This is a genomic window from Ramlibacter sp., from assembly GCA_019635435.1.
GTDB lineage: Bacteria > Pseudomonadota > Gammaproteobacteria > Burkholderiales > Burkholderiaceae_C > JAHBZM01.
This window is the reverse complement of sequence record JAHBZM010000001.1, coordinates 3967474-3992199: the sequence shown is the minus strand read 5'-3', so window position 1 is coordinate 3992199 and position 24726 is coordinate 3967474. Positions and strand designations below refer to the sequence as shown.

The 24726-nt window shown below is 63.5% G+C and carries 40 protein-coding genes; 25 read left to right on the top strand and 15 right to left on the bottom strand.

Annotated elements, in window-relative coordinates:
- Positions 1-15: 15 nt before the first annotated feature.
- From KF796_19315 to KF796_19250, 14 genes are all read right to left on the bottom strand, one after another.
- Positions 16-1197 (bottom strand): hypothetical protein, encoded by a 1182-nt coding sequence (locus KF796_19315; protein MBX3588787.1) that lies wholly within the window; start codon positions 1195-1197, stop codon positions 16-18.
- Between the two features lie 47 nt (positions 1198-1244).
- Positions 1245-1784, bottom strand: a complete 540-nt coding sequence (locus tag KF796_19310) for a phage virion morphogenesis protein (GenBank protein MBX3588786.1) — start codon at positions 1782-1784, stop codon at positions 1245-1247.
- A 110-nt stretch (positions 1785-1894) separates the two neighbouring features.
- Positions 1895-3115: a minor capsid protein gene (locus KF796_19305; protein MBX3588785.1), complete on the bottom strand. Its 1221-nt coding sequence runs from the start codon at positions 3113-3115 to the stop codon at positions 1895-1897.
- A 220-nt stretch (positions 3116-3335) separates the two neighbouring features.
- Positions 3336-4868, bottom strand: a complete 1533-nt coding sequence (locus tag KF796_19300; protein ID MBX3588784.1) for a DUF935 family protein — start codon at positions 4866-4868, stop codon at positions 3336-3338.
- A 193-nt stretch (positions 4869-5061) separates the two neighbouring features.
- Positions 5062-6390 carry a terminase family protein gene (locus tag KF796_19295; protein MBX3588783.1) on the bottom strand — a complete coding sequence of 443 codons (1329 nt, stop codon included), beginning with the start codon at positions 6388-6390 and terminating at the stop codon, positions 5062-5064.
- Positions 6390-6590 carry a hypothetical protein gene (locus KF796_19290; protein MBX3588782.1) on the bottom strand — a complete coding sequence of 67 codons (201 nt, stop codon included), beginning with the start codon at positions 6588-6590 and terminating at the stop codon, positions 6390-6392. Before KF796_19290 ends, KF796_19295 begins: the two co-directional genes overlap by 1 nt.
- A 55-nt stretch (positions 6591-6645) precedes the next feature.
- Positions 6646-7179 (bottom strand): DUF3486 family protein, encoded by a 534-nt coding sequence (locus KF796_19285; GenBank protein ID MBX3588781.1) that lies wholly within the window; start codon positions 7177-7179, stop codon positions 6646-6648.
- A 7-nt stretch (positions 7180-7186) separates the two neighbouring features.
- Positions 7187-7498 (bottom strand): hypothetical protein, encoded by a 312-nt coding sequence (locus KF796_19280; GenBank protein MBX3588780.1) that lies wholly within the window; start codon positions 7496-7498, stop codon positions 7187-7189.
- Positions 7498-7842 (bottom strand): hypothetical protein, encoded by a 345-nt coding sequence (locus tag KF796_19275; protein MBX3588779.1) that lies wholly within the window; start codon positions 7840-7842, stop codon positions 7498-7500. The genes KF796_19280 and KF796_19275 overlap by 1 nt, the downstream gene beginning before the upstream one ends.
- 10 nt (positions 7843-7852) lie before the next feature.
- The gene (locus tag KF796_19270) at positions 7853-8446 is read right to left on the bottom strand and encodes a hypothetical protein (GenBank protein MBX3588778.1); all 594 of its coding nucleotides are present in this window, start codon (positions 8444-8446) and stop codon (positions 7853-7855) included.
- Positions 8443-8775, bottom strand: a complete 333-nt coding sequence (locus KF796_19265) for a hypothetical protein (GenBank protein MBX3588777.1) — start codon at positions 8773-8775, stop codon at positions 8443-8445. Before KF796_19265 ends, KF796_19270 begins: the two co-directional genes overlap by 4 nt.
- A gap of 465 nt (positions 8776-9240) precedes the next feature.
- The gene (locus KF796_19260) at positions 9241-9915 is read right to left on the bottom strand and encodes an N-acetylmuramoyl-L-alanine amidase (protein ID MBX3588776.1); all 675 of its coding nucleotides are present in this window, start codon (positions 9913-9915) and stop codon (positions 9241-9243) included.
- Between the two features lie 365 nt (positions 9916-10280).
- A complete protein-coding gene (locus KF796_19255; protein MBX3588775.1) occupies positions 10281-10862 on the bottom strand; it encodes a hypothetical protein in 582 nt (193 codons plus the stop codon).
- Positions 10859-11224, bottom strand: coding sequence for a helix-turn-helix transcriptional regulator (locus KF796_19250; protein ID MBX3588774.1), 366 nt, complete (start codon positions 11222-11224; stop codon positions 10859-10861). The genes KF796_19255 and KF796_19250 overlap by 4 nt, the downstream gene beginning before the upstream one ends.
- 82 nt (positions 11225-11306) lie before the next feature.
- Here KF796_19250 and KF796_19245 point away from each other — a divergent pair, with 82 nt between their 5' ends.
- From KF796_19245 to KF796_19125, 25 genes are all read left to right on the top strand, one after another.
- Positions 11307-11588, top strand: a complete 282-nt coding sequence (locus tag KF796_19245; GenBank protein ID MBX3588773.1) for a DNA-binding protein — start codon at positions 11307-11309, stop codon at positions 11586-11588.
- Positions 11585-11872, top strand: a complete 288-nt coding sequence (locus KF796_19240) for a helix-turn-helix domain-containing protein (GenBank protein MBX3588772.1) — start codon at positions 11585-11587, stop codon at positions 11870-11872. The genes KF796_19245 and KF796_19240 overlap by 4 nt, the downstream gene beginning before the upstream one ends.
- Entirely contained in the window at positions 11869-13986 is a 2118-nt protein-coding gene (locus tag KF796_19235) for a DDE-type integrase/transposase/recombinase (GenBank protein MBX3588771.1), read from the top strand. The genes KF796_19240 and KF796_19235 overlap by 4 nt, the downstream gene beginning before the upstream one ends.
- A gap of 77 nt (positions 13987-14063) precedes the next feature.
- On the top strand, positions 14064-14810 hold the full coding sequence (locus KF796_19230; protein MBX3588770.1) for an ATP-binding protein: 747 nt from the start codon (positions 14064-14066) through the stop codon (positions 14808-14810).
- Positions 14810-15451, top strand: a complete 642-nt coding sequence (locus KF796_19225; GenBank protein MBX3588769.1) for a hypothetical protein — start codon at positions 14810-14812, stop codon at positions 15449-15451. Before KF796_19230 ends, KF796_19225 begins: the two co-directional genes overlap by 1 nt.
- On the top strand, positions 15438-15803 hold the full coding sequence (locus tag KF796_19220; GenBank protein MBX3588768.1) for a hypothetical protein: 366 nt from the start codon (positions 15438-15440) through the stop codon (positions 15801-15803). Before KF796_19225 ends, KF796_19220 begins: the two co-directional genes overlap by 14 nt.
- Entirely contained in the window at positions 15800-15982 is a 183-nt protein-coding gene (locus KF796_19215; GenBank protein ID MBX3588767.1) for a hypothetical protein, read from the top strand. Before KF796_19220 ends, KF796_19215 begins: the two co-directional genes overlap by 4 nt.
- Complete coding sequence (locus KF796_19210; GenBank protein MBX3588766.1) at positions 15979-16263, top strand: hypothetical protein; 285 nt, start codon at positions 15979-15981, stop codon at positions 16261-16263. Before KF796_19215 ends, KF796_19210 begins: the two co-directional genes overlap by 4 nt.
- A complete protein-coding gene (locus KF796_19205; protein MBX3588765.1) occupies positions 16260-16700 on the top strand; it encodes a hypothetical protein in 441 nt (146 codons plus the stop codon). Before KF796_19210 ends, KF796_19205 begins: the two co-directional genes overlap by 4 nt.
- Positions 16697-17326 (top strand): hypothetical protein, encoded by a 630-nt coding sequence (locus KF796_19200; GenBank protein ID MBX3588764.1) that lies wholly within the window; start codon positions 16697-16699, stop codon positions 17324-17326. The genes KF796_19205 and KF796_19200 overlap by 4 nt, the downstream gene beginning before the upstream one ends.
- On the top strand, positions 17323-17610 hold the full coding sequence (locus tag KF796_19195) for a hypothetical protein (protein MBX3588763.1): 288 nt from the start codon (positions 17323-17325) through the stop codon (positions 17608-17610). Before KF796_19200 ends, KF796_19195 begins: the two co-directional genes overlap by 4 nt.
- Positions 17611-17624: 14 nt before the next feature.
- Positions 17625-17969, top strand: a complete 345-nt coding sequence (locus tag KF796_19190) for a hypothetical protein (GenBank protein ID MBX3588762.1) — start codon at positions 17625-17627, stop codon at positions 17967-17969.
- A gap of 12 nt (positions 17970-17981) precedes the next feature.
- Entirely contained in the window at positions 17982-18500 is a 519-nt protein-coding gene (locus KF796_19185; GenBank protein ID MBX3588761.1) for a host-nuclease inhibitor Gam family protein, read from the top strand.
- Positions 18497-18778: a hypothetical protein gene (locus KF796_19180; GenBank protein MBX3588760.1), complete on the top strand. Its 282-nt coding sequence runs from the start codon at positions 18497-18499 to the stop codon at positions 18776-18778. The genes KF796_19185 and KF796_19180 overlap by 4 nt, the downstream gene beginning before the upstream one ends.
- Before the next feature lie 17 nt (positions 18779-18795).
- Positions 18796-19026, top strand: a complete 231-nt coding sequence (locus KF796_19175) for a hypothetical protein (GenBank protein ID MBX3588759.1) — start codon at positions 18796-18798, stop codon at positions 19024-19026.
- A 117-nt stretch (positions 19027-19143) separates the two neighbouring features.
- Positions 19144-19683 carry a hypothetical protein gene (locus KF796_19170; protein MBX3588758.1) on the top strand — a complete coding sequence of 180 codons (540 nt, stop codon included), beginning with the start codon at positions 19144-19146 and terminating at the stop codon, positions 19681-19683.
- On the top strand, positions 19680-20078 hold the full coding sequence (locus tag KF796_19165; protein MBX3588757.1) for a DUF2528 family protein: 399 nt from the start codon (positions 19680-19682) through the stop codon (positions 20076-20078). Before KF796_19170 ends, KF796_19165 begins: the two co-directional genes overlap by 4 nt.
- The gene (locus KF796_19160; protein MBX3588756.1) at positions 20075-20857 is read left to right on the top strand and encodes a hypothetical protein; all 783 of its coding nucleotides are present in this window, start codon (positions 20075-20077) and stop codon (positions 20855-20857) included. Before KF796_19165 ends, KF796_19160 begins: the two co-directional genes overlap by 4 nt.
- On the top strand, positions 20854-21288 hold the full coding sequence (locus KF796_19155; GenBank protein MBX3588755.1) for a hypothetical protein: 435 nt from the start codon (positions 20854-20856) through the stop codon (positions 21286-21288). Before KF796_19160 ends, KF796_19155 begins: the two co-directional genes overlap by 4 nt.
- A gap of 196 nt (positions 21289-21484) precedes the next feature.
- Positions 21485-21838, top strand: coding sequence for a hypothetical protein (locus KF796_19150; GenBank protein MBX3588754.1), 354 nt, complete (start codon positions 21485-21487; stop codon positions 21836-21838).
- Between the two features lies 1 nt (position 21839).
- Positions 21840-22049 (top strand): winged helix-turn-helix domain-containing protein, encoded by a 210-nt coding sequence (locus KF796_19145; protein ID MBX3588753.1) that lies wholly within the window; start codon positions 21840-21842, stop codon positions 22047-22049.
- A gap of 2 nt (positions 22050-22051) precedes the next feature.
- Positions 22052-22441 carry a hypothetical protein gene (locus tag KF796_19140; GenBank protein MBX3588752.1) on the top strand — a complete coding sequence of 130 codons (390 nt, stop codon included), beginning with the start codon at positions 22052-22054 and terminating at the stop codon, positions 22439-22441.
- Positions 22438-22965: a hypothetical protein gene (locus tag KF796_19135; protein MBX3588751.1), complete on the top strand. Its 528-nt coding sequence runs from the start codon at positions 22438-22440 to the stop codon at positions 22963-22965. The genes KF796_19140 and KF796_19135 overlap by 4 nt, the downstream gene beginning before the upstream one ends.
- The gene (locus KF796_19130) at positions 22962-23396 is read left to right on the top strand and encodes a regulatory protein GemA (protein MBX3588750.1); all 435 of its coding nucleotides are present in this window, start codon (positions 22962-22964) and stop codon (positions 23394-23396) included. The genes KF796_19135 and KF796_19130 overlap by 4 nt, the downstream gene beginning before the upstream one ends.
- Positions 23393-23842, top strand: a complete 450-nt coding sequence (locus KF796_19125) for a hypothetical protein (protein ID MBX3588749.1) — start codon at positions 23393-23395, stop codon at positions 23840-23842. The genes KF796_19130 and KF796_19125 overlap by 4 nt, the downstream gene beginning before the upstream one ends.
- Positions 23843-24254: 412 nt before the next feature.
- Here KF796_19125 and KF796_19120 read toward each other — a convergent pair whose 3' ends face one another.
- Entirely contained in the window at positions 24255-24710 is a 456-nt protein-coding gene (locus KF796_19120) for a DUF2177 family protein (GenBank protein MBX3588748.1), read from the bottom strand.
- Positions 24711-24726: the final 16 nt, after the last annotated feature.

Sequence of the window (24726 nt, the reverse complement as noted above, 5' to 3'; positions counted from 1 at the left end):
TTGGGGTTGGGGGGATTACTTCGGTACCTTCGCAGCAGCCGTGGCGTAGTCCACGTTGTGCTTTGCGGCATAGGCCTTGATGCGGCGATCCAGATCCAGGCGATCGGCATCGACCTGCACCTTCTCGTAGCCCGGCTGATCGGCAAAGCTCACCAGCCCTTCGCCTTCACGTGCTTCACCGCGCCGCGTGGCCAGCTCCTGGAACGTCACTTGCACAGGCAGCGCTTCCAGTTGCTCGCGCAGCACACCGGCAAGCGGTTTAGCCGCATCGCCATCGCCAAAGCTGAGCAGGCCCGTGTCGGTGGGCTTGCTGAGCGCGTCCAGGGTGGCAACCAGGACATCCTTGGACCCCGCCGGCCAGCGCGCGTCGGCGACCAGCTTGTCGGCGAAGCTCACGTTGTCGTTGTGGCGCGCGTCGGCCTCGCGCTGCGCTTCGACCTGCGCTTTCTGCGCAAGCTTGGCGAGCGCTTCATCGCGCTCCTTGGTGGCTGCACCCAGCTCGGCTTGCAGCTGTTCGGGGGTCTTCATGGCGGGCTTCTCCTTTGTTGAAGCGGGGGGGTTGAGATTGGGGTCGCGGAAACTGAGCCCGTCGGCATCCTGTGCGTCGGCGCGCGTGCTGATGTCGGCAAGGTGCTGAACATCCCAGTCGGGCAGCACCCTATCGGCTACTTCTTTGCCATCCTTCTCGATCAGCCAGTCGCGCAGGCCGCGGAACATGCGCGCGATGTAGCTGCCGCTGTAGGCCGGAAGGTCTGAAAAGCTCAGCTCGGCGACAAGGACATCCCCGTCATCGTCGGCGAAGCTGTATGCGCGCAAGCCTTTGACTGCCGGCGTCGCCGCACCCAGAAACCCAACGTCCTTCAGGTAGAGCTCGCCCGGTGTAGGGTTGTTCTTGGCGCCCGGCCCGAAGAACCGCGCAGACCACTTCTTGAATTTGCCTTCTTGACGCATCTGGGCAAACGTCTTGTCCACCTGGTGTTCGTCAGCCAACAGGGCGCCATCGGCAAAGCTCAACCCCTTGACCCAGCCGAAGGCCGGAGCGTCGTGCTCAGGGTGGCCGATGATGATCGGAGCCTCGTGCAAATCCGGGTCATAGCGCTCGGCAATGCCTTGGAGCTGGGCGCCTGTGAGCCGCACAGCCGTGCCTTCCATGCTGGTGACGGGCGTGTCCTGCTTGAAGAGTTGGAAAGAGGGCATTGACGTACTTTCGCGGGTTGGTTGAATGTTCGTAAGAGTGACTCGCGTCACCCGGCGGCAGCGCGGCGATCGGCGGCCAGTACGGCGCGCAGTTGCAGCGTCTGCGCCGTCTCAATCACATCGCGCAGATCGCGCGGCGTCAGCCGCATATAAGGCCGTGCAGGGATCACGCTTCCGGGGTGGTTGACCTGGCGCACAACGATGCCGCCGAACGCCAGGGCACGCTTCGTCTTGGGCTTGATGACATGCGGCTTTGTGCGCCCCCCGAAGTTCTGGATTCGTGCATACGGCATGTTCGTGGCCACCTTTGCCACGTCGGCTGTGAAGCTTTGCGTGATGGAGCTGGCCAAGGCGCCGCTGCGCTGCAGGATCTTGCCGGGCCACTTTCCCTCCTTGAATCGGCTGAGCTTGGTCGATGGGGCCAAGTCCTTCCACTTCGGGCGGCCTTCCTGCTCAAAGTTGTCCTCGACGGCGCTCAACATGATCCCGGCGACGGCACGCATCAGCGGCCGGCGATTGGCCATCGCGCCCGCGGCCTCGCGCAAGGCCTGGATCACCGGCTTGTACGCCAGGCGTGCGTCAATCAACGAAAACTCCTAAAATGCAATGGCCAGCGTCGGAATCCTTCCGAGGCCGTGCCCACTGGCACGAGCTCTGGCGGGGCTGGATACCCCGTGCTGGCGTCCAATTCCAGGCATCAGTCATTGCGCTGCAGCCTTTCCCTGATCTCCCGTTGCGCCTTCTCTGGCGACGTGCGAAACAGGCTCAACACGTACAGCTCATCTCGGCCCTTGGTGGCTTTCAGTGCCAGGCGCCAAACCTGGTCGCCCTCGAAAAGGAATACCAGGCGGTTGTGGCCCTGCACGTGCGCATCCCCCTCATCCACGATCTCAGGGATTCGCTGATAGTCCCGCAGCACGACCTCGGGATGACGCTGCGCCTGCTTGGCTACCGTGGCTGAGCTGAGATAGGCCACCGATGTTTCGGCCTGCAATCGCGCCTGGTCGGCCGGCCGTAGAACCGCCACCGGGAAGCTCCCTTGAGTCTGGCCCGCAATGAACCTGCCAAAGGCCGGCCCCTGAACAGCCGTTTCCACATACCGGCGCGACAGCTGCGTGTCGATCGGCTCCAGGCCCGGCTGCCAGGCATTCAGACCGGGGTTGCTGGAAAAGCCAGGATCCGGCTGGAACTTGCCCCCTGGCAGGCTCGTATCCGAGTAGCGGGTGACCTGGGCGCTCCCTCCGCCACGCAGCGGCACCCGAACCTCGCGCAGCTTGCCCTCGGTGTTGCTCAGCGGAATCTTGCGCCGATCGATATCGCGCTGGCTGAAGTTGCGCACCCGGCATCGGCAGTTGTAGCCGCAAGGCGGGTAGAAGGTATTCCACCCGGGATCATCGTAGCGAAACGTCTTGCCGTTCATGGCTCGGTGTGCGGGGCGGGTGCGCCCATCCAGGATTGCCACGTACTGCCAGTACGGACGGTCTTCGGCCTGCTCGACCATCTCGGCGTAGCGGCCCGCCATGTAGGCGCTTTGCATGTTGGTTTGAAAAATCGTTTTAAGCCGGTGTGGCGTCAAGCCCTTGGCGATCTCACCCGTGCCGGCGTCCACACGACCGGCGTCCTGCAGCTGCTGCACCGTCCCCTCGCGCTGCCACCAACCCTTGCGCTGTAACAGCGGCACCAGGCCATCCTTCCACTGCTGCAGCGTTTCACCTTTGCGCAACGCCTCCTTCAGGGACTCGTGGATGTCGTTCACCACATCCAGCTTGGCCACATTTGCAACCGTGAAGGCGCGCGCGTGTTCTCCGTCCAGCCATTCGCGCCACGACCCGGTGACCTGGGCTTGTTTGGCCTGCAGGTGCGCAATCGCCCGCTCTGGCGGGAGCGTGAACGACGCACCAATGTCATCTGCGCTGATGGTCAATCCCGCACTCCCATCTTTCGCTCCACCACACGGCGCGCCAGATCTGTGTTGTGCACCTTGGCAATTTGCGCGGCAATAGGCGTAGGCTCCGTCAGGCCCATGCAATCGCACACAGGCGTGCCACCGTGAGGATCCTCGCTGCCGGCATTGATCCAGGTGCCGTCCCCCCAGGGGGGCCCCACGGGAAACCAAGGCTGGTCAATCACGAGCGTTGTCATTGGGCAGCCTCCTCTTGTACAGAATCGCGGCCAACCAGGTCGGCCACGAAATACGCCTGCTCCATCAACTGCTGCAATGCAGATGAGTCCATCTCGGGCCACGCGTCAGCAAGCGCTTGCAACACTGCGTCGGGGGTCTGGGCTTCCTCGATCGCGGCCAGCGCCGGCCCCAGCAGCTCTTTCATCGCTGCCTGGATCTGATGGCCCGGCAACTGCTCGATCGCCGCGTCCAGCGCGGCCTGGTCGGGCGGCGTGGTCGTATCGGCAAAGCTCAGCTTGTTATCCCGGGCACCTGGGTCTCCGGCTGGATCGCCGGCCGGATCCGGCTCGACCGCAGCCGCCAGATCACCTGGCTCCAGCTTGTAGGTGCGCTGGAAGTACTCGTTCGTGAAATTGGCGCCGGCCTGCTTCAGTGCCTGGTCGCGCTTGGCCTGCACCTCATCGACTTCCTCCTGCTCCCAGAAGGCGAACACCGGTGACGCCGCGCCAGGGTAGTTCACCTCCACAAAATGCCGGATCAGTTCATTGATGCCTGCCGCCACCATTTGCGCGTCGTCGTCACGCAGATCCGCCTCAACGTCCTGGGCGGCCACGGCGCTGGCTCGGTTGGCCTGCATCTCCACGCTCTGGTTGTTGCCCAGTAGCGCGATCGTGATCTCGCTGCGGCAGAACATCAGCAGCTTTTCGTACAGCTCGGCATTGGCCGTGCTGGCCACGGTGAGCAGTTCAACGCTGGCATCGTCGGGAACGACGGCCACCGCATCGCGCACCATCGCTTCCAGCTTGCTGGCCAGTTCATCAACTTCGTTGGGCTGGGCCGACCGGGGCAGCTTGCCAACTGGCCAGGGCATGCCGTATTTTTCGGTGAACGTGACCCAGAACTTCAGCCCGGCCCTCTTGAACGTCACCGGCCAGAAGCAGGCCGCCAGGTCTGGCTCGCCATAGGGGTTCTCCCAGCTGCGCTGCTTGCCCACCACCACGAACTTGCGCGCCGGCACCTCTTCACCTTGCATGGAACCCAGCGGCTTGAACCGTAGCGCGCCGGTCTCTGGGTGAAAGCCAAACCATTCGCTGGGTTTGGCGATCAGGTCCACCGGTGCTGGCACGCCGTCCACGTGGCCCCACATCACCTCGCTGACCCTGTAGCCAAAGAAAGCGCCGTCCAGCTGGTCACGCACAAGGCGCTGCAGATCCAGGCGACCCAGCATCGACTCCACCGCCTTGCGCACGCGGGCGGGACAAGCCTTGCTCAGCTCGGCATCAAGCCCACGCTCCATAGCCAGCACGGCCGCGCCGCGACGGCGCCTGTGCCCCTTGACCAGCGGGTCCACCAGCAAGTCGCGGTACACGGCCACGTCCTTGCCCATGCGCTTGAGGACCGGGTCCGGATTCGGCAGCAGCCCAAAAAACCCGCTGAAATCGCCCGCCGCCGCGCGCGTGGCGATCTGGCCGGCAAGCGGCTCAGTCTGTTGCGAGAATGAGACAAATTCCGTGGGCGAAACCCACAGTCCGTTGTTTTTGGGCTTCATGTGTGTCCTGGCGGTCGGGCCTCGGCGATGCCGATGCCAGTTAAAACCCTCCCGATACTCGCGGGCGGCATTTCTCCGGGCAGTCTGGGGGCTGGGGTGCACCCCCCCAAAAAACCGCCCGCCACGGCCGTTTTTGGGGTGGGTTGACCATGCGGTCGGGGAATCGGCCTTTTCAGGCCTCTAGTAACAAGGGTCACGACAGGTACCCCGCCAGCTGGCTGGCGACCGAGTTCGGCGTCCATATCCGCCGGCTGGCGACGAATGTCGGCCCCACGGCACCATGCGCCGCCAGGCAGGCCAGTGCCTTTGCCCAGAAGCGGTCGGCGTGCCCATTCGCGTCAGAATCGGCATCGAACCGTGGGGCGCCGGTCGGGCTGGGAATCTTGCGTACTCGGTGCAAATCGCCGCGAACCCTGTCATCTGCCATCGGGATCCGGCTCTTTCGGTCCTCAAAGCTCTGCTTGATCAGCGTGGCCAGCTGCAGCTTGTTAGGTCCCGTGAACAAAACGCCTTCCACGCGGTGCCGTCCGTAGCGCTTGCCCGCGTCCTCCACAGGCTTCTCGCCCATGCCGGTCTGGTCCATGCAATACCGAATCACGTTGTAGCGCCGCTCGACGTCGTCCTGCAGCGCGTCCATCTCGGTAAAGCTGATCCGCTTGCGCACGATCAGCTCGCGGTTCCACAGCACATCGCCGACGAGCTCGTCCACCCAGATCACGAAGTTGTCGCTGCGCGTGGCGATATCCACGCCGACATAGCAAGGGCCGCCGGCGTAGTGCTCGGGGATACCGGCATGATCGTGCTCAACGCTGTTGATCAGGTCATAGCTGAGCCAGGCGCTGGCCTCATCCAGCCACTGCAGCATGAATTCCTGCGCCCAGGCATCTTCGTCCATCAACGCCTTGCGCATCTCCTCGGCGTTGCGCGGTAGGCCATCGGCAATTGCCTGCAGGATGTCCACGACGTGAATTGACCAACCGCCATCCATGCTCGTGGCCAGGTCATAGAACTTGTTGCCCTTGCCGTTGGGCGTGCTCGTCACGCGCAGTTTCCAGCCCGCCGAGATCACCGGGAACAACGCCGTCCAGATCTTGCGGCTGTCCTTGTGGAAGGCAAACTCATCCAGGAACACATTGGCGCTGAAGCCCCGGGCAGTGTCCGGGTTCGCGGGCAACGCCGTGATCTTGTTGCCGTTCGGATAGATCAGCTGCAGTGCACGGCGGCGGATGCCGCTCTCCTCGTCATAGAAGTCGGTGTCTTCGCGGGCGATTTTCAACGCGGCGCCGTAGGCCGCGTTGTGCCGCATGATCCCTTCTTCCATAGCCTCGGCCGCCTGGCGCTCGCCGCGGCTGAGCATGACCCAGGGTGATCGCTTCTTGAGGATTTCGGCCTCGTGCACATCGTCCACGATCTCCAGAGTTGTCGTGAACGTTTTGCCGGTTTGCCGCGCGAACTTCCCCAGCTTGAACCGGCTTTTGTCCTGCAGCCAGACCCGCTGGTACGGATAGAGCAAGCCGCCCATCACCGATCCTTGACAGGCACGTGGCCGATGTGCCAACCGCCGCAGAATTTGCAGCTGTAAGCACTCATGAAGCCCTGATAGCCGCGGTTTTGGTGCAGCATGCGCAGCGCGACTTTAGCCGCCACCTCATCAGCGTGGCGGACCTTGCCCTGGCAGGACTTGCGCCGATACTGACGCCGGATTGCGCGTTTGCTGCTCACGTCTCGGCCCACTCCAACATCCCGAAGTCCGCTACGGCACTTTCTGACGCCACCATCACAGCGCCCCCTCATAAACCGCCCTGACCTTGTTCAGCATGGCCAGTGCCACTTCTTCAGTGGTGCCCGTCATCTTCTTGGCCTCTGCCTCAACCACCTTGAGCTTCTCGGCTACTTTGGCGCGAACCTCGGCGGCATAACGCCTGGTGGTCACACTACTGCGTGCCAGATCTGCGATGGAGCGGGTCAGCTTGGTCAGGTCGACAGCCTCCGGGTCCACGTCCATGACCAGCAGCAGGTTGAACAGCTTTTCCTGAGTCAGCCGGATCAGGGCCTCGCTCATGGCGCCTTCATCGTCGGGGCTCGCCTTTACGATGGCCTGCGCCTGGTCGGTTGCCACCTTCAAGGCCGCCATGCGCTGCTCGAGCACCGATCCGTGCCGGTGCACTGAGCTTTTGCTTATCTGGTGGCCCTGTCGCTGCAGCTCGGCCGCCAACTGCTCATAGTTTTGGAAGCCGTTGGTCAGCAAGGCCTGCTCGAGCCAGGTCAGCAGCTCCTTCGGCAGGTCAAGCACCTTGGATCGTTTGGGCATCGGTGCCTCACCCCTGCGTGATGCGCGGCCGGCTGATCCCAGGCTCAGCCTCGATCGTGTACTCCACGAAATCAATACCCGTGCGCGTCAGTTCCACGAACCAGCGATCCATACCGTCACGCTTGATATGAACCATCTGGCGCTCTTCCAGATAGTCCAGCTCGGTGCGCACTTCCAGGTGCGTTGCGTCCTGGTAGTTGGATTGAATGATCGTCAACAGCACCTCCGTGTATGTGCCGTAGGGGCGCGAAAGGTTGATGGCGTAGAGCAGATTCCAGCGCATCGCTTCGCGGCGAATTTTTTGCATTTGCAGATTCATCAAAGCCCCATCCCGTTCTTGTCCAGCGCGCGCTCCATGCGCAGCGCGAAGTTGTCGATGCGCGTGCCGATCGTCCCCACCTCACGCAGGAAGTCGTCGCGGCGCACGTAGTCCCTCGGCAGTTCCGCCTGGAACTTCAGGAATGCGGTTTCCAGCTTTCGCGTTGCGTCCGCCTCCTGGCGCAAGTCGGACCCAAGCCGCCCGAGCGTTTCAGTCAGTGCCCCGAACTTCTCCGACAGGCGCTTCTCCTGTTGGGCCCCTATGACCTTCACGAGCGCCCACAGCGCTGACAGAAAGGCGGTTGCGATGGCGAGCAGACCGGCCAGATTTACTTCGAGCGTCACGCGCTTCCTCCTAGGGTTGTTGATTCGTTGGGATGCGCAGGCCCGGTTCGCCGTCCGGCGTTGACGCATTGCGCGTAGACCGGCACACGGTCAGCGCGTCGTCAAGGAGGCCTGCGGCTTGGTCTCGGATGCGTTCAGCTTCGCCAGCCATCCTCTGATATCGCTCTGCGCAGCGTCCAAATAGCTCCCGCGCGGCAGTGGCTCTCGCAACGAGGGTGGCAACGCGGGCATCTGTGGCGCCCGCGGACAGATCCCGATCACGGGCGTCGAGCTTGGCGAGGGCGTCGCGCAACTGCAAAGCCAAACCACTGGCAGCAGCCAGACGGCGCGCGCGATCCGCGTCAATGCGTGCGTGCTCATCGGCAATCCTTTCTGCGTTGATACGCTGTCGGTTTTCTTCATTGCGGTAGGCTTCTTCCTGCTCACGCGCAGCGGCCAGGGTGACTTGCTTTTCTCGATCCCATTGGTCTTGCACACGTGCGGCGCCCAAGTCCATGAAGTGCTCTGTGAAGGCGTGGTAGCCGTACCAGACGGCCGCAACTACCAGGGCCACGCCTCCCAGTCGCGCCAGCATCTGCAGGCGCAGAAGAATGAGCGGGTTCAAGGCCGCAACCTCATCATTCGGGCTGCGCGCACCGCCGCGTTGGCCAGTGGCAAGGCGAAGGCCACCCAAGCGAAAATGTTTCCTGGCAACACATTGCGCAGCAGGCCCACATGCGCTTCGGCAGCTGCTAGCACCAGCACGCCGGCATTCGCCCAGAAAACACCCGATCGCCACCACGGCAAGGCACCAGGCGGGCGGATGGCCGTCGCCTCCCACCAGGAGTGCAGGTGATCGGGTAACTCGCTCCAAACTGGCAGCGGCTGGCCCTCTGAATTCAGCCCCTCGCGGCGCTGAAAGTAGTCCGAGTAGGCGCGCTCGCCGGGCGTCATGGCTGTAACCACCAGATCCAGATGCCAATCACGGCCGCCGGCACAAGGGCAGCCAGCGCCACCGCCAGGCCCGAGATCGCGCAAATGGTGAAAGCCACCAAAAGGGCGCGGCTCAACACATACTGCAATCCGCTCGCCATACGATTCAGCCTCTGTGCGAAGCGCGATGCCGAGCCCGGTTCCGCTTCTTGGCCGCCATGCGCTGCACGTGGCGATTGGTCCAGCCGGGTCTCGCCCGGCGATTGTTCGCGTGTCCGCTGTACAGGCCACCGCCATAGGCCGCCCGCACGCCAGGCCATTCAACGCCCTTGCCCGGGGGCTGAGTCGTCGCTTTGAGCAGACCGTTGGCCACGCCCCGAAAGCCGAGCGATCCAAACCCGGTCGACACAGACGCCGAGCCGCTGCTGGCGGCCATCCCTGCCATAGCCGCCAGAACCATTCCCGAAATCAGACCCGATCGACGCATCACAGCCCCCCTTCAATGAAATGTTCTGGCATCGGCGTCATGCCGGCATCAAGCCAAAGCTGCACCTCAAAGCCCGGGCAGGTCTTGATCCATTCGCCCGGCTCGATCAAGCCGTCGCCGTCCTTGTCCGGGCTCAGGTCTCGGTGGCCGCATACGCCTCCAACCATGCGATAGCCCAGGTCTGCCGTGCTGTCGCTGATGCGCTGTGGCGCCGCTGCAGGGAGGCCGTATTCGTCCAGCAGCCACTGCACAAGCTCGCGCAGGCTCGTCCACTGAGCATCCGTGTAGCGGCCCTCACGCTCAGCGCCGCCAATCAGGCACACGCCAATCGCGGTTGCATTGAAGCCCGCGGCCTGGGCAGGCACTTCGTCCACGTGGCGCCCTGTCAACACCGTGCCATCCAGGTCCACCACAAAGTGGTAGCCGATCGACGGCAACTGCGGGTTGAAACTGCGCGCGCTGTAGCGCCGGGAGAAGCCGCGCGCGGCGTGCCAGGCGTTGATCACCTGCGCGCAATTGAGCGCGCCAAGCTCTCCGGGCAAGCCTTGGCGCACAACCTTGCCATTCGGCGTCGCGCTGCAGTGGATCACCACCAGGTCAACGGAGCGACGAGTCAGGCCCGGCAGGGCACCGGGCAGTGCGTTGGAGTCGAGAAAATTGGGTGGTGTTTGCATCCCGGCGAGAATGCCGGGGACCTGCCCGCTAGTGCAGAGTGACGCAGGTCACGATGTGGCGTTTGCAATACGCCTAATGCGGCGCTCGCGCGCGCATCGGCGAACATCCTGCCGCGTCTTGGCTCGATGGGCCTCGACTGTAAGCCATTGAAGGTTGCTCACGTGATCAGCTCCGCGGGCGCACAGCGGCTCCACATGGTCCAGCTCGTAGCCTGGGCAACTGCCGCGGCGCAAGCCTGTCGAGGGGCAAGGGTGGTGCCGCTGGAATTCCAGCCGTACTGCTGCGCTGCGCTTGGCGGCCAGCACCGGCGTGCTGCAGGCCAATGCCAGCGCCAGCAGCACCCAGAGCAGCAGCCGGCCTGGTTTCACACGGACGGGTTGATCGCGGCCACAAGCCCCACCCCCGGCACTAGGGTCGAACCAAACCGAAGACCGTTGCGCTGCCGCTCCACGTCGCGCTTGTCCCGAATCGGAGAGATCAACTCCATCATCAGTTCGTTCGCGGTCTCGTCATTCATCGATGGGTCGACCGTTCGCAACAGCACCCCAAGAGCGAACATCATGTCCGCGCCGGACTTGAGCGTGCCGTCGCCGGATCCTATATAAGTGATCGATCGCACCGTCCCGTCAGATCGGTTGGTCATTGCCATCAGCGTCACATGCTTGCTCAGTGGGTACACCCACTGATCAGCCACTTCGCTTGACTTCTTCGTCGACAGATCGGCAATCTGGTAAGGCAGTTTCCGCTGGGCCGCAATGGTATTGAGCCGCTCGCGCAGCTGTACCAGTCCATATCCCATTGACATTGGCTGCGTGTCAACCGCAACGGGCACCGGCGATGCCGGGGTCGCATGCGCCTGGTAGGCACGCTGCAAAAGCACCGACGCGCCTGCGATCGCACCCGTGGCCAGCGGCCAAACGATCCAGAAAATCAATTTTTTGTTCATGCTGCCTTCCTCGCTTTCAGTTCGCCAGGCTTCAGTTCGCCAGGCGTCGGGCGTTTCTTGACCGCAACGCTCGTTTGTTCGATGGCCTTCCGACCATCCTCCGCCGCCGCCCTGTAGTTGTCCAGGAGAGCCGCCTCCCTGGCACTCAATTGCTGCATCGGCATGGGGGCATCGCCATCCACAAGCAACCAGTTCAGGTCCACGCCGCATTTCATCTGCAACTTGATCAGCAGATCCGCTGGCGGCTTTTGCTTGCCGCGCAGTACGTCCTTCACGCGCTGAGGCGTTTCGCCCAGCACCGCTGCGAATTCATCAATCGTGCTGTCTCCGATTACTGCACGGAGACGCGCCTCAAACGTCATCGGGTTGTCCCTAAATAATATTCCACTTGCAACGGTGGAAATATTCCACTATCCTTTAGCCATTCCTAACGGTTCTAAGCGAATGGTAACGCGACGTCAATCCGCAGAAAGTCACAGAAATCAGGCCCTAACCAAGCTGAGAGAGGCCGGCATTTCCATTCCCGAATGGGCCGCCGCCAACAACTTCAGCCCAGCTACCGTCAAGGCCGTTCTGTACGGGCACAGCAAAGCGCTGCGCGGCGAGGGTCACCGCGTTGCGGTTGCGCTCGGGATCAAAGCCGGGCTGGTGGTCTCCGCCAAAGGATTTACGCCGGTTCGCCGGGTGAAGCCCAGGCTCACTGCGGTTCAAAGGGTGGATTCATGAAGCCACGATATAAGCTTCATCTCGACGGCTCGATGACGCGACTCAATCAAGTTCGCAGAACTATCCATCCCGAGCAGATAAAAGCCGCAATCCGAATGAGGGGGAGCTCCCCATCGGCGCTGGCCGACTCGATGAATCGGTCGCGCATGCTGATCAGCAACGTAATCCACGGGCGTTCGGTATCCCGCCCTGTTGCCGAAAAGATCGCTCAGTTCATCGGCTCCAAGCCACATCTTCTTTGGCCCGGCAAATACACGCGCAGGTCCGGAGGGATCACCCAATGACCGCCTACGCCACAGCTGCGGAACTCGCAGCCCTGCCGGGTTTCCCCAGCTCAGAGCGGCGGGCCCGTGAAGCCGCCGCCCGCATGGGTCTTCCCAGCCGTCCTCGCGCCGGGCGCGGCGGCGGCCTCGAATACGCGGTTGACGCGTTGCCACCCCAAGCCCGTCTCGAGTGGGCTGCGCGCTACGCCGCTGCCAACGATGACAAGGCCGTTCAGGCATCCGTTCCCAGCGCCGACGAATCCCGGGTAACGTCCACCCGTTCCGCAGCCTTGGTGACAGGCTGGCAAAAGGACAGGCAGGACGAAATTGCCCGCGTGCTGGTGTTGTTCCAGCGCTTCTGGACAAGCTTTGGCGGCCCGCTCACACCAGCCCTGCACGGGTTCTGTCATGCCTGGAAGCTCGGCCGCATTCAGGCCGAGGCCGCTTCACTGGAGCGGTTCCCATCCATCTCCTTTTCCACGCTCCGGGCGTGGCATCTCGGGGTCAAGGAACGCGGGCTGGCCGCCATCACCCCAGCGGAGCACCACCGGAAGGGACAGTTCACCGCCTTGAGCGGGGAGATCGGCGCGGCCGTACTGTCCAAGCTGATTGCCCGCCCACACCTGAGCGCCCAGGCGATCTACGACGATCTTTCAGAACGGTTTGAACACCTCCCATCAGATCGCGCGTTCCGCCGTGCATTGAGGTACTGGAAGCAGCAGAACGCCCAGCTCCTGGAGGGGATGACCAATCCCGACGGCTGGCGCAACAAGTACATGAGTGCCGCGGGCAACATGCGCGAGGGCATTACCGCGCCAAATCAGCTCTGGCAAATGGACAGCACCGTGGGCGATGTGATGCTCGAAGACGGCAAGCGCCACGCCATCATCGGCGTCATCGACGTCTACACAGACCGGCGCATGTTCATCGTTGCCCGCACCAGTCGTAGCGGCGCCATCATGAGCTTGATCCGCCGCGCCATTCTCGCCTGGGGCGTGCCCCAAGCCATCAAGACCGACAACGGCAAGGACTACACAGCCCAGCAGCTGGAAAACGCCCTGTTGGGTCTTGGCATAGAGCACCCGTTGTGCGCGCCTTTTTCTCCGCACCAGAAGCCTTTCATCGAGCGGGCCATTGGCGATCTGATGCACCGACATTTCGAGCTGCTGGAAGGCTACATCGGCCACAGCGTCGCCGAGCGCAAAGGCATCGAGGCGCGCCGCTCATTCAGCGAACGCCTGTTCGACAAATCCACGCATGTCGAACTCCGGTTGCAACCTGAGCAACTGCAGGCCGGCATCGACGCTTACTGCGACAAGCTGCACAACAGCCCGCGTGAGGCGCTCGGTGACCGGACGCCCAACCAGATGGCAGCGGGCTTCCAGGCCAGCGCTGTGTCTGAGCGGGCGCTGGACGTCCTGCTCGCGCCGAGCGCCGCTGGCGGCGTCCGCACTGTGACCAAGAAGGGCATCAAGATCGACAAAGCGTGGTTCAACCACAAGTTGCTCGGCGGCATGGAGGGGCAGGAGGTCCAGGCAAAGGTGGACGAAGCCAACCTGGGCCGCTGCTGGGTATTCGACATGGCGGGCCAATACATCTGCGAAGCCCTGGATTTCAGTCGTCTCGGTATCAGCAGCGCGGAAGTTGCTGCCACACGCAAGGCACATCAGCGCCAGGTGATGAGCCTTCAAAAGCGCGACCTCATGGCCCTCACTCGCCAATTCGACAAAAACAAGGCGGTGGAAGTCATCCAGCGCCAGCGCACCGACAACGCCATCGCCGCAGCCGCCAACGTGGTCACCATGCCGCGCCAGCCACTCGAGCACACCAACCCCGTCATCTCCTCCATCGAAGCCGCCGACGCGCCGGCAGTCTCTGACCAGCAGATCCAGGCGGTGCAGGCGGCGCTTCAGCAGCGACTGTCAGCACCGGCTGAAGTGGTGCAGCTGCGCGACGAACCCCAGCACCGTTACGCACGGTGGCTGAAGCTGCAGGAACGCGTGCAGCGCGGGGAAGCCTTGCCTGCGGCCGATGCGAACTGGTTTGACGGTTACGCGCAGCGTGACGAGTGGGCGTCCATGCGCAGCTATTTCGAGAGTTTTGGATTGACGGCCGACGACGTGTTGACCGGCTGACCAAAAAGGCGAAAGCCCGGAGGCGACCAACCAGACCGGGCTTTCAAGGACTTCAACAAAGAAGAGGAACGTAGTTTATGACAACCAAGAAAGTTTTGGCAACAGCCTCGGGCGGCGAGATCGCGCCGACCAGCAACGTGGCGCTCATGCACCAGGTCATGGACACGCTGATCAAGCGTGATCCCACTCTCCCGGGCATCGGCTGCTTCTACGGGCCCAGCGGTGTGGGCAAGAGCGCCGCCTCCGCCTTTGCCGCCCATCCCCTGGGCTTCAACGGCGTCTATGTGGAATGCCGCTCCTACGAGACCATGAAGAGCCTGGTTCACAACATCATCAAGGCGCTGGGGCTCAATGTCAAAGGCTCAATCGCCGATCAGATGGACCACGTATTCGAGGCGCTGAGCCTGAGCGAGCGTCCCCTCATCATCGATGAGGCTGACCGTATCGTGGGCACCAAGCGCATCGAGCTGCTGCGCGACATCCATGATCAGTCAGGTGTGCCCGTGCTGATCGTGGGCGAGCAGGATCTGCCTGCAAAGCTGAAGCAGCACGAACACTTTGACAACCGCGTTCTGGTCTGGCAACCCGCATCGCTGTGCTCCATGTCAGATCTCGAGCTGCTGGCCAAAATGTACGCGGTCGACATCGCCATCGCGCCGGAGCTCAAAAAGCGGATCCTGAGCGAAACAGGCGGGATCACCCGGCGCGTCGCCACCACCTTGGTCAACGTCAAGAAATGGTGCGACGCAAATGGCACCACCGAAGCCCCCTCCACCGCGGGCATCACAGTCCACACAGGCGCAGCTCCTGGGAGGCTTCGCTAATGGCACGCAAGCCCATCGAACTGGAGCTTTCAGGCCTGCTCACACCGCGTGAACGGCTTTGGGCTGCAGCACGCAAGCTGCGCACGTTCACCTTGATTGAATGGCAGGACGCGACCAAGCCCGTGGTACGCATCGCCACCTGTGAGACCTACCTGCGTTGTCTGCTGAACGCCGGATATCTTGCGCCAGACTTGACCTGCACCCCGCGCAGGCGGCGGGGCTTCGCTGAGCGGCGCTACCAGATCGTCAAGGATTCCTACGATGCGCCTCGCGTCGCTCGTGACGGCCAGCGCGTTGCGCAGGGAGCCACCACGCTCGCAATGTGGCGCGCCATGCAAGTCCTCAAGGACTTCGACTGGCATGACATCCAGCGCACGGCCAGCATGCCCACCGGCTTGGGACACACCGCCTTGACCGTTCCAGAAGCCACGGCCAAGTCCTACGTCGCCGCGCTCGCTCGGGCCAGCTACTTCACCGTTGTTCAACCCGCCAAACCGGGGCGGGCAGCGCGCTATCGCCTCAAGCACAACACCGGAGCTCACGCTCCAGCGGTCACGCGGCGCAAGGTCGTTTTTGACCGCAATGATGGTCAGTTCAAGTACCAAGAAACTGCGCAGGAGTTGGTCGATGCGATCGAGTAACCAGCCTGCTGCAAAACCCCTGCCAGACGACGCCCTTCAGGCATTGCGCGCCGCCTGCGCTGGCACGCAGCAAGCCGAGGTAGCCCGCCGTCTGAAGGTCAGCGACGGAACCATCAGCAACGCCCTGCGCGGTCGCTACATCGGCAATGTCGAAAGGCTCGCTGAGCGCATCCGCGGGGAGCTGCTCAACACCACGGTCACCTGTCCGATTTTGGGCGCCATCAATGCACGCGTGTGCCAGGACGAGAGGGAAAAGCCCTTTTCTGCCGCCACCAACGGGCAGCGGGTACGGCTGTTCAAGGCGTGCCGGCGCTGCCCCAACAACCCGAAGGCTCAGGGGGCAGCCGCATGAATTGCAAACCCGACTACACCCGCCCCACGCTGGGCTGGATCAAGCGTCGCGCCCGTCGCCTGCAATCGTTCTACGGCATCGCCCGTCGGCTCGCCGTGTTCGACGCGTGGCGTGACTACATGAGCTTCGCAGGCACGCCCGTCAGCCCGCTCACTCTGATTTCCGGAGGAAAGAAATGATCTACGAAACCCCCGAGCTACAAAAAGCCTTTGAGCAGGGCGTTGCAGCAGCTGCAACCGGCCAGCGGTGGGCGGTGAATCCGTATCCCCAGAACTCATTGCGCGCCGTGACTTGGGCCAATGGTTACAACCACGCCCCGGCCAGACAGCCGGCGCCGCTGGTCTTCGCACCTGGCGTCATCGAGCGTCACGTCCCACCTGCCGCGACTACGTGGTGGCGCGTGCTTCTCGCCTTCGGCCTGGTGGCGGTGCTGGCATTCCTGGTCGGAGCCGGTCAATGAAGCTGAGCTACAGCCCAGTGCGTCCGCGCCGATCCCTCACCAGCTCGGCCAACATCGCCATCGTGCAAGTCATCAAGTCCACGTCCGAGGGGCTGACCGCCGACGGCATCCTCACTGCGATTCAGCGAGACCATCCGCAGTTCGTCGCAGAGCTGGCGGTCAAAAAGGAATTGTCCAACCGTCTCTCGCGCCTGACTACCAGTGGCCATATCGAACGCTTCCGGGTGGACAACGCTTGGGCCTGGAAGGCCATCGATCATTGCCCCCGTGTCGCATCTGCTGGCTCTGGGTACGTGGTGCCCCCGCGTCGGCTGGACGTCATGAGCGGAACTTACACCCCGCCTGTCACCGCGCTGCGCCCAGGCGCGATGGACTATGCGGCCGTTCCCAGCTTGCACATGGGGCGTCGGCGCGCATTCCGGAGTGACCTCGCATGAGCAAGCCGGAATTCTGCTGCTGGGCGTGTGGCGCGGAGTTGTCAATCGAGCAGCTCTTCGCCCACGAGCAAGATCGAAATGCGTTCGGCCGCCTTGCCGCCATCAGCATCCCATTGGGCGCTCGCGTCGTCGGCTACATCGCGCTCTTTTCACCGCCCAAAAACCGCATGACGATTGCGCGCAAGGCCAAGCTGATCGAGGAACTGCTGCCAGACCTGCAGCGCGAGCAGATCACGCGCAATGGCCGGGACTGGCCGGCCCCGCTTGCGGCCTGGTCGCTGGCGATCGATGGCATGTTCAGCTTGCGCGACCAGGGCAAGCTGACGCTGCCCCTTTCCGGCCACGGGTACTTGTACGCGGTGTTGCAGGGCATGGCCGAGAAAGTCGAGCGGTCCGACGAGGCCCAGCGCGAGCTCGACCGCCGGGCGCGCAGCACATCGGCGCGCACCACGGGCAGCCTGGATATCGGCGCCGTGCTCGACGAGCTGGGCCCGGATCTGGCGGCCACACAGCGCGCGGTGGCGGCCAGGCCGCCGGCCCCCGCGGCCACGCCTGGCACCAGCTACCTGGTGCGCCAAATGAAGGCCGCCATCAAACCCCATCAACCACCACAGGAGCAACCATGAGCGGAACCACGCCCAAGGGCTACACGCCCGAAGATTTGCGAGCCGCCAGCATGCTGACCGACCAGCTCATGGAGCTGACCGCGCAGTACCACCCAAAGGTGGGTATGTCGGCGCTTCTGTCGGCCTACATGCGCCATGCCGTCAACACTGGCACTTTGGTCGGCGCGGCCGAACACCTTGTCTCGGTCGGCGGCGGGGTGCTGATGACCAACATGCTCGCGGCCGCCTCGGCTGAAAAAGAGCACCGCGCCCAGGTCCTGCCGGCCGCCGGGCGGATTCAATAACCGAGGCGCCCGCCATGATGCAGATCACCGCCGCCGCTGTCTTGAGTGAATTGCAGCACCACATCGGCCAAGAAAAGGGCATTCACGTCCGCGAGCTGGTGCAGCGCATCACCGGCCAGATCGCGGCGACCGAGCACATGGAGCGCAAGGTGCGCGAGGTGGTCACCGAGCTGCGGATGCAGGGTGAGCACGTGTGCGGGCACCCGGCCACGGGCTACTTCATGGCGTCTGACGCCGCCGAGCTGCAGGCGACCTGCAATTTCCTCTACGCGCGCTCAATGACCGGCCTGCAGCAGGTCGCGGCCATGAAGCGCGTTTCCCTGCCCGACCTGCGCGGGCAGCTCCATCTCCCGACCTGATGAAAGGTTCTCATGACTACCATTGAAGCAATCACCAAGCGCGCGGAGGTCTACGCCTCCTTGCGCTCGCTCCTGGCCGACAAGGTCAACGCTCTTGAAGACGCGATTGCCGCGCTGCGCAAGGATCATCTGCCGGACATTCGCCGCGCCGTGGCCCGCGCTGCCGATGCGGAGGCCCAGCTGCGCGCGTTGGTCGAGCAGAACCCCGACCTCTTCGAGAAACCGCGCACCCACACCGTGGCCGGTGTCAAAGTCGGTTACGCCAAGGGAAAGGGCTCTATCAGCTTTGACGACGGGGCGGCCGTGGTGGCGCGCATCAAGCGCGTGATGCCGGAACAGGCGGAGCTGCTCATCAACACCACGGAGGCGCCGAACAAAGCGGCGCTGGCGGGCTTGTCCGTGGCCGACCTGAAACGCCTGGGCTGCAGCGTCGTCGAGGCCGGCGATCAGGTCATTGTCAAGCCCGTCGACAGCGAGGTCGACAAGCTGGTCACGGCGCTGCTCAAGGGCGCCAGCGAGGAGGCAGCATGAGCGCGCCGACCCCCGAGCAAGTCCAGGCCGAGATTGAAGAGCTGCGCCGACTCGTAGACAAGGTCCGGCCCCGCAGCTTCTTCGGCGACGACAACCGCGCGTGCATCCAGGCGCAGATCAAGGTGCTTTCCGAGCCGATCCGCACCGTCGAGGGATGCGAAGAGCTGTATGAGGGCTACGTGCTGGACGGCGCGCTCTCAGCACGTGACTGGATGGCCGGCGAGCTTTCTGACGAAGAAGAAACGCCGGCTCTCAGCTGGCAGTGCCTGGTGCAGTAATGGGCTCCATCGCGTCCATGAAGTACTCGATGGGCTACCGCTTTGGCGGAACACCCGGGCTGTGCGTCGGCTGCGCGCATCACGTCAAACAGCACGATGGTCTGCGTTGCCAGATAGGCGGCTTCTGGGTTCAAGCCGGTGCCGGCTGCAAGGAGTTTGCACCCGAGGCCTCGGGAGCCACTGACACCACGACCGGTAATGAACCGATCCCAGAGAACCTCATTCAGATCGGCCCGACCGATGTCTAACGATGTCTAAGTTTCCTCCTAATCAGGCAGCTCCGACCAGAGGCCGCTTGATCACTCGTACCCGGCCGGGCTTCGGCCTGGCTGGGTACTTTTTTTAATTCCACCGTGGAGATGTCCATGCCCGACCCCACCACCGTCGATGTCGCTGTGATGCAGCGCACCGGCACCTATCAGACCGCCGCGATCAACGGCGTGAAGGCCTCTTGCACTGCAGGGGAGAAACAAGCCGCCGAGCGGTTCGGCCAGAAGTACTTCGGACCAGCCTACACGGGCGTGCAGCTCGTGGAGGCGAGCGCCGCTTTCAAGCCGGCAGTCTGGCGCGTCAACGCCGACCCGAAGGCCTATGCCTGGTGCTATGCAACAGGGCTGATCGAGATCCACGACACGATGCCCGTCGATAAGCCAGACGGCAGCGGGCCGGTGGCCTTCGCGTCGGGGCCGCGCCGCGCGCTCGAGGAAAGCCTGAGCGTGCTCGCGCGTCACGGCCAGGGCGCTTCCAAGGGCAAGCTGATCGCGCCGGGCGTGCCCGAGGCCAAAGGCCAGAAAGACGGCATGACCGCGCTGATCCTCTGGGTCAACTGGTGCGCGATTCGCAACGGCCAGGGCCAGGCGAAGCAGCACGGCGTTGTGTATGGCCGTGAAAGGGACGTGCTGTGAACGACGTCAATGCACCACGCCGCTTCCGCGCGCGCTATGGAGACGACAACGAGATCGTGCTGGAGATCGACCCGGCAGTACTGACGCTGGAGATCGCCGCCGAGATCAATAACTTCTACGGGCCTGTTGCCGCAAAGCGGCGCCTGGAGGATCAAGCCGGTGACCTTCTGGCCGCCGTGGCCCGCTTGTTCGCCGCGTGCGCCCTTTTCTGCGCGACCGCTGATGGCGGCGCTGATTTCTCGGAAGGCGATACCAGGCAGGCGGAGGCCCTGGTCAAAGACACGCTGCAACAGGAAGCCGAGGGCTGGCCCACATACGAAAGCCTGGGAATCCGTATCGTCTCGGCGTATGTGGACGCGCCGAGCTATGAGGGTGTGACGCTGGAGGCCGTATGAATAGCGATCTGGACAGCACCAACGGCGACGGCCACCCTGGCACGTTCCAACATCGCGTGGTGAGTGCCGCCACAGCCGCGCGCCCGCAGGGCAACCTCACGTCGGGCAACCCTTTCGCGCTCGGCGCTGCAGCCGCCGCTGGCGCAGGCGGCCCGCCGGCCGCAAAGCGCGTCAACCGGAAGCCGATCAAGGCCTCAAAAGCCGTGCACACCAAGCGCAGGACGCGCGCGGGGAGCATGGCGGCGCGCGCTGTCGCCGTATTGGCGGCATGTGGGCCGCTCACCGCCGCTCAGTTGGCCGAAGGGCTGGGCGCCACGAACAAGCAGGCTGGTGATCTGGCGGTGCACGGCGTGAAGCTGGAGCGCATCGTGCGCATCAAACGGGACGATCAGACGCTCTATGGGCTTACGCCCAAGGCAGCGGAGGAGTTCAACGCCCTAGTCCAGACCGAAGAAGGACGCCGGCTGTACGGCCTAGAAAAGGTGGCCGGGCGTGAGAGCGGCTTCAAACACTGGCTCGGCAAGAAGGGCGTTGAGCGGGCCAAAAGCGGGGGCGCGAAGGCCGCGAAAGCCTCGGCCGCGGTCCAGGTGCCGACTTCCCCGGCTCGAGGCGCTGCTGCGGTCATGCCACGCGCTGGAACGTCTTTGCGGTGCGGCCTGTTCAACGACGGCACCTTTTCGATCAGCACGGATGTCGAAACCGTCACTCTGACCCGCGAGCAGGCACGCGAACTGATCGCTTATCTCGACCTAATTGGTGCAGCGCTGGAGGCCGCATGAACGCCCCGAAGCTCCAGACCCGCCCTGAGCTGCTGCGCCAGTGGCTCGACGATGTGACCGGCACGCACAGCCCCAACGACACAGTCGTGTTGACACGGCAGCAGGCGCGCATGTGGGCCGAGGACGCCCTTGCGGCCCATGAGCTGGCCGCTGCATTCGCCGTCGCCGCAAAGGCCCACCCGACGCAGCCAACCGTCCTCATCAACGGTGTGTTGCGCTTCAAGTCGAACGCCATCGTGAGGCACCTTCGCGCACATAGCAGCATTGACATGAACGACCTGGCCAAGCTTTCGTTCAGCGACGAAGACCGCCGTCAATTCGCCCAGCTCATCGGCTACAGCGTGAGCGGGTATCAAGACCTGGACTACGTCCAGCGTGATCCGCAAGGCCGCAGTGATTCGCCTGGTGCCGGCGAGTGTGAGGGCGCATGAGACGAAACATCTGCAGCGTCTGCAAGAAGCCCGTGCTGCCGGGTCAGGCCTACAACGGCGCCACAAAGGACCACTGGGACTGTGACCCGGCTCGGTCGCCGCGCGCCGCGATGGAGGATCTTGGCAAGGCCCTCGAGCGCGCTCAGCAAGCCATGAGCGGGCTGGCAGCGAGCTTGAAAAAGTCACGGGGGAAGAAGTGACCAACGACCGCATCCAGCAGCTGCTGGCCCGCCCCAACCTTGAGCAGATGCACAGCTTTATTGCGGCTCTGGCAATGCCCGGCGGCGCAATCGCCATCGCTGACGACGCAGCCTGGGAGTTGATCATCGGCGAGTGCCGCGGATACACCGACGAGGTCAATGGCTTCGTCTGGTACGAAGTCAGCCCGGCGCAGCTGCGCATCGAGCTGAGGGGCGAGGATGACCTGTTCCAGCAGGTATCCAACGCTGTGACGTACCTGGCTGCGCGCGGTCTGCTGATCTCGCACACCGACAACGCGATGTGGGTACGCCAAACAGACCCTGCGTCGCCCAAGTTTCGGAGGGCCTGAAATGAAGACGCGCATCAAGGACCTGCCTGCGGGTTACAGCTTTCAGTACGGCGAGGGCAAGCGCCCCGCCGAGTGGCATCACGTTGGCGGCAATGTAGAGCCGCTGGCCTGGGCGACCAAGACCCAGCGCGACCTGGCACGCGCGATCTTCTCCCGCCGCCGCACCGTCAATAGGGCGCTCGGCGATCTGCGTCAGAGAAAGCTGGCCTGACCATGCCCATCAAGCCTGAAAACCGCCATCGCTACCCGGCCAACTGGCCGGAGATCGTTGACCAGGTGCGGGAGCGATCAGGCGACCGCTGCGAAGGCTCGCCGGCCTTCCCGGATTGCCGGCGGCCCAACGGGTGGCTGCTCAACAAAACGACCGGCGAACTGACCAATGACGGCTCTCTGGCCGAGGCATGGCAGCTGGCTGATGGCGACAAGGTCGTTCGCATCGTCTTGACGACGGCGCACCTTGACCACGTGCCAGAGCACTGCGACCTCACGAATCTGCGCCACTGGTGCCAGCGCTGCCATCTGGCCTACGACCAGGAACACCACCTTCAAACGGCCTACATGGCTCGTAAAGCCCGGGCCCAGACTTTGGAGCTTCCGCTATGAACCAACCCGAATTCTTGCGCGTTCGCATCCTCAAGCAACTGCGCGCTGCGCAGCCCGAGTCGATGAGCATGGCCGACCTCGGCAGGGCGCTCGGTCTGGCGCCAAGGCGGGCCGACCAGCTGGTGTGGCTTCAGCTCAAGCTGCTGCGCGAGGACGGCTTCTCGGCGCGCTCGGGCGCGGTACGTAGCTACCGCCACTCGATCACGCCAGACGGAATCACGCACCTGCTCGACATCGAGGCGGGAAAGATTGCCGGAGATCTGAGCGGTCGCAATGAACGGCACCATAGCGCCCAGTTTCTGGCCGGCAAGGTTGAGCGGCAAGAGGCTCAGCGGCGGTCCGCGGCCAAGAGGCGGGAGTTCAGGGCGTGGGTCCGTGCCAACCGCGTGGAGCCGGCGCTGACCGAGGCCGACCTGTGCTGGCACCAGGCCGATGACCGCAACATCATCCGTTCAGTGGCCAGACCTGGCCAGGCGCCTGCACGGTGCATTGCTTCAGTGTTTCATCTGGGGGGATGCCTGTGAGCAAGCTTTCTCGAGATCACCGCAACACCGAGCTCGCGCAGATCCATGTCGCCAAAAAGCAGCTCACCGAAGCCGGCATCTTTCGCGGCGATGAGGACTACCGTCAGATGCTCTGGACTCAAGGCCGCGTCACGTCTGCCGCTGGCCTGGACCATGCCGGTCGACTCAAGGTGATTGATCACCTCAGAAGCCTGGGCTTCAAGCCAGCGAAGTCCAAACGGCCTGTGCCTGCGGCCGACAAGCTCAAGCAGATCAAGAAGATTCGCGCTCAACTCATCAGTCTGGGCAATCTCAAGGACCGCTACGCGGACGGGATCGCCCAGCGCATGTTCAAGGTCGACTTTTACGAGTGGTGCAACCACGAGCAGCTCCACGCCATCAGCGCAGCGCTCAGCTACGAACAGAATCGTAAAGGCGCGCCCACAAAATGAAGCGCCAGCACCATTCACCCGACCAGTTCAGCCTGTTTGATCCGACCGTCGAGCTGCGGCACCAGGACGGCGTGGACGGCTTGCCGGCGTCAGCCCAGGAACTGGTCAGCATCATCGGTCTCGACGCGACGATCGACCTGGTGAAACGGTGCGGCGGTGACGAGCTGAAGATCCCGGAGAACGTTGGCGGATCCTCTCGTGTTTGGGCGCTGCTGGTTGAAACCATCGGCGAGGGCAACGCCGGCAAATTGGTCGATCGCTACGCCGGCACGCCGCTCTACATTGCCAAGTGCGCCACAGCACTACGAGACCATCGCAATCAAGCCCTGATCGCACGGCTTCACGCAGGTGAAGATTTTGATAGCGTCCGCCGGTCGGCTGACGTGTCCCGTAGGCACCTCTGGCGCCTGCTCGCTCAAGCCCGCCCACGGCGCAGCGCCAACTAGAATGGTGCGACGACCTTCGTGATTTCTCGACGGAACCGGGCCACCTTTTAGGCCCATAAAAGCACCTCAAAAGCCCGTTTCCACACGGCTTTTTTTTCAAACATGAGCGTCCGAGTTCTGCGTAAAATTCGGGCACATGGCGTCCGAGTTCAAATTTGGCCCCAAAAGCGGCCTCTGGCACTAAATTCATTGAAATCAATGAGTTACGCAAACTCGGACGCTTGCATCAAACTCGGACGCGACCGTCCGAGTTCAGTCAGATCCAGGCCGCCCCTCCGGCAATGACAGGACCCCTGCAAATGGCCGAAATTCCCCCGTAAACAGCGTTTTCATGCCCAGGCCGACCGAGCCCCTCCTTATCGACCACCCCCCCCCAAACGGCCAGATTTCACCCGTCCGGCGCCCCGAGTACTTATCCACACCCGCCGAGCGCTAAGTCCTTGATTCTTCGACCCATTTTTGTTCTTCCCGGTTCATCCCACCACTTCCCGCATGGTTCAGGGTCATGAGTCCGGTCACAGCAGGCGCCCCATCCCATGTCCAGCAACGACAGACCCACGGGCCAGTCGCGCAGCAGCGCCAGGCAGGTCAGGTCGTAGGTGCCATAGGCCAGCAGACCCAGAAAGCCGCCCCGCAGGGCCATCTGGGCCAGCGAGAGGCTCCGCGGCGGATCGACCGCGAAAAACACGATGCCGGCGGGCAACCCCAGGTAGAAAGCCGCCGCTGGCAGCAGCCGGGGGCCCGCCGCCAGCAGGTGGCCCAGGCCTGCCTCGTACCAGCCCCCGGCGATCCCGAGCAGCCAGACCATGTCGGCGGCGAGCAAGGCTGCGGCCGCAGCCAGGTAAGTCAAGATCCAGATTCGCTTCATGCAGGGGCCTCCCCGG

Excerpts from the sequence above, each read along its gene's own strand:
- KF796_19285 (MBX3588781.1), bottom strand. The coding sequence starts at position 7,179 with ATGCCCAAACGATCCAAGGTGCTTGACCTGCCGAAGGAGCTGCTGACC.
- KF796_19145 (MBX3588753.1), top strand. The coding sequence starts at position 21,840 with ATGAAGACGCGCATCAAGGACCTGCCTGCGGGTTACAGCTTTCAGTAC.
- KF796_19160 (MBX3588756.1), top strand. The coding sequence starts at position 20,075 with ATGAATAGCGATCTGGACAGCACCAACGGCGACGGCCACCCTGGCACG.
- KF796_19175 (MBX3588759.1), top strand. The coding sequence starts at position 18,796 with ATGAAGTACTCGATGGGCTACCGCTTTGGCGGAACACCCGGGCTGTGC.
- KF796_19180 (MBX3588760.1), top strand. The coding sequence starts at position 18,497 with ATGAGCGCGCCGACCCCCGAGCAAGTCCAGGCCGAGATTGAAGAGCTG.
- KF796_19190 (MBX3588762.1), top strand. The coding sequence starts at position 17,625 with ATGATGCAGATCACCGCCGCCGCTGTCTTGAGTGAATTGCAGCACCAC.
- KF796_19295 (MBX3588783.1), bottom strand. The coding sequence starts at position 6,390 with ATGGGCGGCTTGCTCTATCCGTACCAGCGGGTCTGGCTGCAGGACAAA.
- KF796_19240 (MBX3588772.1), top strand. The coding sequence starts at position 11,585 with ATGAAGCCACGATATAAGCTTCATCTCGACGGCTCGATGACGCGACTC.
- KF796_19135 (MBX3588751.1), top strand. The coding sequence starts at position 22,438 with ATGAACCAACCCGAATTCTTGCGCGTTCGCATCCTCAAGCAACTGCGC.
- KF796_19155 (MBX3588755.1), top strand. The coding sequence starts at position 20,854 with ATGAACGCCCCGAAGCTCCAGACCCGCCCTGAGCTGCTGCGCCAGTGG.
- KF796_19300 (MBX3588784.1), bottom strand. The coding sequence starts at position 4,868 with ATGAAGCCCAAAAACAACGGACTGTGGGTTTCGCCCACGGAATTTGTC.
- KF796_19315 (MBX3588787.1), bottom strand. The coding sequence starts at position 1,197 with ATGCCCTCTTTCCAACTCTTCAAGCAGGACACGCCCGTCACCAGCATG.
- KF796_19215 (MBX3588767.1), top strand. The coding sequence starts at position 15,800 with ATGAATTGCAAACCCGACTACACCCGCCCCACGCTGGGCTGGATCAAG.
- KF796_19245 (MBX3588773.1), top strand. The coding sequence starts at position 11,307 with ATGGTAACGCGACGTCAATCCGCAGAAAGTCACAGAAATCAGGCCCTA.
- KF796_19225 (MBX3588769.1), top strand. The coding sequence starts at position 14,810 with ATGGCACGCAAGCCCATCGAACTGGAGCTTTCAGGCCTGCTCACACCG.
- KF796_19200 (MBX3588764.1), top strand. The coding sequence starts at position 16,697 with ATGAGCAAGCCGGAATTCTGCTGCTGGGCGTGTGGCGCGGAGTTGTCA.
- KF796_19210 (MBX3588766.1), top strand. The coding sequence starts at position 15,979 with ATGATCTACGAAACCCCCGAGCTACAAAAAGCCTTTGAGCAGGGCGTT.
- KF796_19140 (MBX3588752.1), top strand. The coding sequence starts at position 22,052 with ATGCCCATCAAGCCTGAAAACCGCCATCGCTACCCGGCCAACTGGCCG.
- KF796_19125 (MBX3588749.1), top strand. The coding sequence starts at position 23,393 with ATGAAGCGCCAGCACCATTCACCCGACCAGTTCAGCCTGTTTGATCCG.
- KF796_19185 (MBX3588761.1), top strand. The coding sequence starts at position 17,982 with ATGACTACCATTGAAGCAATCACCAAGCGCGCGGAGGTCTACGCCTCC.
- KF796_19250 (MBX3588774.1), bottom strand. The coding sequence starts at position 11,224 with ATGACGTTTGAGGCGCGTCTCCGTGCAGTAATCGGAGACAGCACGATT.
- KF796_19205 (MBX3588765.1), top strand. The coding sequence starts at position 16,260 with ATGAAGCTGAGCTACAGCCCAGTGCGTCCGCGCCGATCCCTCACCAGC.
- KF796_19260 (MBX3588776.1), bottom strand. The coding sequence starts at position 9,915 with ATGCAAACACCACCCAATTTTCTCGACTCCAACGCACTGCCCGGTGCC.
- KF796_19230 (MBX3588770.1), top strand. The coding sequence starts at position 14,064 with ATGACAACCAAGAAAGTTTTGGCAACAGCCTCGGGCGGCGAGATCGCG.
- KF796_19120 (MBX3588748.1), bottom strand. The coding sequence starts at position 24,710 with ATGAAGCGAATCTGGATCTTGACTTACCTGGCTGCGGCCGCAGCCTTG.
- KF796_19280 (MBX3588780.1), bottom strand. The coding sequence starts at position 7,498 with ATGAATCTGCAAATGCAAAAAATTCGCCGCGAAGCGATGCGCTGGAAT.
- KF796_19255 (MBX3588775.1), bottom strand. The coding sequence starts at position 10,862 with ATGAACAAAAAATTGATTTTCTGGATCGTTTGGCCGCTGGCCACGGGT.
- KF796_19265 (MBX3588777.1), bottom strand. The coding sequence starts at position 8,775 with ATGACGCCCGGCGAGCGCGCCTACTCGGACTACTTTCAGCGCCGCGAG.
- KF796_19170 (MBX3588758.1), top strand. The coding sequence starts at position 19,144 with ATGCCCGACCCCACCACCGTCGATGTCGCTGTGATGCAGCGCACCGGC.
- KF796_19235 (MBX3588771.1), top strand. The coding sequence starts at position 11,869 with ATGACCGCCTACGCCACAGCTGCGGAACTCGCAGCCCTGCCGGGTTTC.
- KF796_19220 (MBX3588768.1), top strand. The coding sequence starts at position 15,438 with ATGCGATCGAGTAACCAGCCTGCTGCAAAACCCCTGCCAGACGACGCC.
- KF796_19195 (MBX3588763.1), top strand. The coding sequence starts at position 17,323 with ATGAGCGGAACCACGCCCAAGGGCTACACGCCCGAAGATTTGCGAGCC.